Source organism: Streptomyces fuscigenes, from assembly GCF_021556455.1.
Lineage (GTDB): Bacteria > Actinomycetota > Actinomycetes > Streptomycetales > Streptomycetaceae > Streptomyces > Streptomyces fuscigenes.
On the sequence record NZ_JAKGCV010000469.1, the window covers coordinates 1 to 4,159 of the forward strand.

The 4,159-nt window shown below is 75.1% G+C and carries 5 protein-coding genes; 3 read left to right on the forward strand and 2 right to left on the reverse strand.

The annotated features are described in order from the left end of the window. Window positions 1-117: 117 nt before the first annotated feature. Complete coding sequence (locus L1885_RS24730) at window positions 118-1,050, reverse strand: TIGR03619 family F420-dependent LLM class oxidoreductase (protein ID WP_235799390.1); 933 nt, start codon at window positions 1,048-1,050, stop codon at window positions 118-120. Between the two features lie 197 nt (window positions 1,051-1,247). Between L1885_RS24730 and L1885_RS24735 the strand changes: the two genes are divergently transcribed. Continuing rightward, the gene (locus L1885_RS24735; protein WP_235799391.1) at window positions 1,248-1,736 is read left to right on the forward strand and encodes an acyl-CoA thioesterase; all 489 of its coding nucleotides are present in this window, start codon (window positions 1,248-1,250) and stop codon (window positions 1,734-1,736) included. Here the strand turns inward: L1885_RS24735 and L1885_RS24740 are convergent. Beyond that, window positions 1,693-2,970: an MFS transporter gene (locus tag L1885_RS24740; RefSeq protein WP_235799392.1), complete on the reverse strand. Its 1,278-nt coding sequence runs from the start codon at window positions 2,968-2,970 to the stop codon at window positions 1,693-1,695. The genes L1885_RS24735 and L1885_RS24740 overlap by 44 nt on opposite strands. On the opposite strand from L1885_RS24740, the gene L1885_RS24745 reads away from it, so the two are divergent. Together L1885_RS24745 and L1885_RS24750 are read left to right on the forward strand one after the other, a co-directional pair. Then, entirely contained in the window at window positions 2,964-3,122 is a 159-nt protein-coding gene (locus L1885_RS24745; RefSeq protein ID WP_235799393.1) for a hypothetical protein, read from the forward strand. The two genes, L1885_RS24740 and L1885_RS24745, sit on opposite strands and share 7 nt — an antisense overlap. 159 nt (window positions 3,123-3,281) lie before the next feature. Beyond that, window positions 3,282-4,159, forward strand: an 878-nt coding sequence (locus L1885_RS24750; protein WP_235799394.1) for an ROK family transcriptional regulator, incomplete at its 3' end; no start/stop codon positions are given.

Consider the following 4,159-nt stretch of genomic DNA (forward strand, 5'->3'; position numbering starts at 1 on the left):
GCCGGGGATGACGTTCACCTTGTAGCCGGCCCCGAGCATGGTGGGCGCGGCGGAGTTGCGCAGCGTCGTGCCGGGGGCCGGCCGTCGTGGCGGCACGGCCGGGCCCCGGCGTCCGGATCAGACGCCGGCCGCGCGCACCGCCGCGTGGATCTCGCCGGAGACGTCGATCAGCTCCTGCGCGTCGCGCGAGGTCAGGCACAGGTCGAGGAGGATCTCGCCGATGCCGTCGATGGCGGCGTGCGCCACGACGTCCTCGACGATCTGCTTCACGCTGCCCTGGAAGGGCTGGCGGCCCTCGCCCTCGAACGGCTTCGGCGTGCGGATGACATTGGCGCGCACGCAGACGTCGATCGGGCGGGTCCGGCCGCGCTCGGCCGCCAGCTCGCGCACCCCCTGCCAGGCCGCCGTGAGCTGTGCGGCGGACATGCCCACCGGCAGCCAGCCGTCCGCTCGGTCCACGAGGCGGCGCAGCGCGGCGCCGCCGGACGCGGCGAGGTAGACCGGCACCGGCCGGGCCGGCTTCGGGCCGACCTCGGACGGCGCGATGGTGCTCAGCGCGCCCTCGTGGGTGACCGGGTCCGGGCCGTGCACGGCCGCGAAGATGTCCAGCGTCTCGTCGAGCACGGCGCCGCGCCGGCCGATCGGCGCGACCGAGCCCGCCGCGTACTCGTCCGTCGACCAGCCGGTGCCGAAACCCGCTATCGCGCGTCCGTCGGTCGCCACATCCAGCGTCGCGAACCAGCGGGCCAGTTGGAACGGCACGTGGTAGGGCGCGACCAGCACGCTGCTGCCGAGTCGGACCCGCTCCGTGACGGCGGCCGCCATCGCGAGCGTGACCAGGGGATCGGCGACCGAGCGGTAGGCGTCGGGCCACTCGAGACCCGGGATGTTGTAGAGGCCCTGCGTCATCGGCGTCGGGTAGAGGGTGCGCTCGAACACCCAGAGGCTGTCGTAGCCCGTCTCCTCCGCTGCCCTGGCCACGGGCACGAGGTCCCGCGCGAGGTTGAACTGTTTCATCTGCGGAAGGGACAGACCGAGCTTGATCGGCATGCGCGACTCCTTCGAGTGAAGATCGAACTGCTCACCGTAGGGCATCAACTGTTTGAGCGTGCAACGAATCTGCGGATCGGTCGGAGCGCGAGCAGACTGGGGCCACGGGGTGCGCGCCGAGCCGGACGGCCGGTGCGCGGTGCCCGCTCCGGCCGCGCGGACGGATGGCGCGCCCGGGCATGGCGGAAGGAATGCAGATGACCGGTGCCGCGCCGACCCCGCCCGGTTCCGGCGGGCCGTCCGTCCCCTACGGCGTGCTGCTGCCGGTGTCCGTCCACTTCGACGAGCTGGACGCGTTCGGGATGCTGCACAACGCGCGCTATGCCGTACTCGTGGAGCGGGCATGGGCCGCGTTCTGGTACGCGCAGGGCGTCGGCGTGACGGACGGCGCCCAGCAGGCCGGGAACGCCCAGGGCGACGCGTTCAACGTGATCAAGGCGTTCACGATCACCTTCGAGGCGCCGATCACCACCACGGGCCCCTACGCCGTGCACCTGTGGATGGAGCGGCTCGGCGCGACCTCGGCCACGGCCGGCTACCGCGTCTGCTCCCCGGACGGTGCCCGCACCCACGCGCACGGCACCCGCACGGTGGTCCGCCTGGACCGGGACACCCTGCGGCCCGCACGCTGGTCGGACCGCGTCAGGGAGCTGAGCGACCTGATCGCCGGTCCCGCGCGGACGTAGCGGACCGCCCGTCCGGGGCACCCGTGCCCCGGCCGCCGAGCGGTACGGGCACGGCCTGGCGCGGTCCGCCGCGCAGTACGCCCGCGCCCGCGAGCAGCCCCGCCGCCAGCAGGGTCACCAGACCGAACGACACCTGCAGGGAGCTGGCGTGGGCCACACCGCCGATCACGGACGGTGCCACGAGACCCGAGGTGTACGTGATGGTGGCGACGCCGGCGATGGCCTGGTTCGGGTGGGGGCCGCTGCGCCCCGCGGCCGCGAAGGCCAGCGGCACGACGACGGCCACGCCGATGCCCAGCAGCGCGAATCCGGCCAGGGCCGCGGCCGGGTCGGGCGCGAGGACCACCAGCAGACCGCCCGCCGTGGCGCACACGCCGCCGGCCCGGACGGTGCGCGCGGGACCGAACCGGTCCACCAGGCGGTCCCCGGCGATGCGCGTGAGCGCCATCGTCAGCGAGAAGGCCGTGGTGGAGGCGGCGGCCAGCCCCGCCGACGTGCTGAGCACGTCCCGGAGGTAGACCGCGGACCAGTCGAGGCTGGCCCCCTCGCCGAACACCGCGCAGAACCCGACCAGGCCGATCAGCAGCGCGGAGCGGGGCGGCAGGGTGAAGCGCGGGGGCGCCTCGGCCTCCGGCGCGCTGCGCACGTCCAGCACCGAGCGGCAGGCGGCGAGCCCCGTCAGCGTCAGTACGGCGGCGGCCAGTTCGTGGTGGAGCCGGGCGCCCGCGCCGATGTCGGCGGCGAGGGCCCCGGCCGCGGAGCCGAGCAGGGCGCCGGCGCTCCACATGCCGTGCAGGCCCGACATGATCGACTTGCCGAGGCGGTTCTCGGTCTCGACGCCGATGCCGTTCATCACGACGTCGGACATGCCGGAGGACGCGCCGTAGACGAACAGCGCGGCGCACAGGACCGGAAGGTTCGGTGCCAACGAGGGCAGCGCCAGCGACAGCGTCCAGGCCGCGAGCAGGATCCGCAGCGCCGCGCGGGCGCCCAGCCGGTGCGCGATCCGCCCGGCCAGCGGCATGGCGAGCAGCGAACCGAAGGCGGGGAAGGCGAGCGCGAGGCCGAGCTGGCCCGCGCCGATGCCGGTGTGGTCCTGGATCCACGGGACCCGGGTGGCGAAGCTGCCGGTGACCGCGCCGTGCGCGCAGAACACCACGGCCAGCGCGACCCGGGCCCGCCGTACGCGGCGCGGACCCTGGCCGTCCGAGACGGGGAGCGCTTGCGATGCCATGCGTCGTCCTCCACCCGGGGGTGTGCCGGGGCATTGGGGGATTCGGGGATGTCGTGCCGGGGCTGCGGCAGGAGTGGGCTGTGGTGCTGGTGCTGGTGCTGGTGCTGGCGGTGCTGGCGGTGCTGGTGCTCTGGTTCTGCCGGCGGTGCTGAGCGGCTGCGGGGAGGTGGCCCGGCAGCGGCGCCCCGCCGCGCCACCCGCCTGCCGCGCGGGGTGCGCGGCAGGGACGCCGCCGCGTCGTAAACTATCAGGAACCCTGCCTGATAAATAGCGCGTTCTTGGCGCCCGGCCGATCTGGAAGGATCCGCGGTATGCCCGCATCCCCGAGTACCGCCAGGGCCATCAACGACCGGCTCGCCCTCGAACACCTCCAGCGGCAGGGGCCGTTGACGGCGACCCAGCTCAAGGCGCTCACCGGGCTGTCCCGCCCCACGGTGGCCGATCTCGTCGAGCGGCTCCAGGACTCCGGGCTGATCCGGGTGGTCGGCGAGAGCGGCGGGGACCGCCGGGGGCCCAACGCCCGGGTGTACGGGATCGTCGGCGACCGCGCCCACCTCGCCGCGCTCGACATCAGGACCGGCAGCGTGTTCGTCGTCGTCGCCGACCTGCTCGGCAGGACGCTCGCCGAGGCCGCCGCCCCCATCGACGACCGTACGGACCCCTACGAGGCGGCGGACCGGGCCGCCGCCCTGCTGGAGCACACCGTCAAGGAGGCCGGCGCGACCCGCCTGCACAGCATCGGCGTCGGCGCGCCGGGCCTCGTCGACCCGGCCAGCGGCGAACTGCGCGACACCTCCGGGCTGCCGGCCTGGCACCGGCGGCTCGTGACGGCCCTGCCCGCCCGGCTGTCCGCGGCCGTACTGGTGGAGAACGAGACGAACCTCGCCGCCCTCGCCGAGCAGCGCATCGGCGCGGCCCGAGGACGCGACGACTTCGCCCTGCTCTGGCTCGGGCTCGGCGTGGGCGCGGCCGTCGTGATCGGCGGCAGGCTGCGCAAGGGGGTGTCCGGCGGCGCCGGGGAGATCAGCTACCTGCCGGTGCCGGGCGGCGCGGCGACGGCGGCCGCCGGTCCCGACGCCGGGCTGCACGGCCTCGTGTGCTCGGAGGCCGTGAGCGCGCTCGCGCGGCGCCACGGCATCACGGCCCCGGCCGTGCCCCACGAGCCGCCGGCCGCCGCCCACATCCGGGC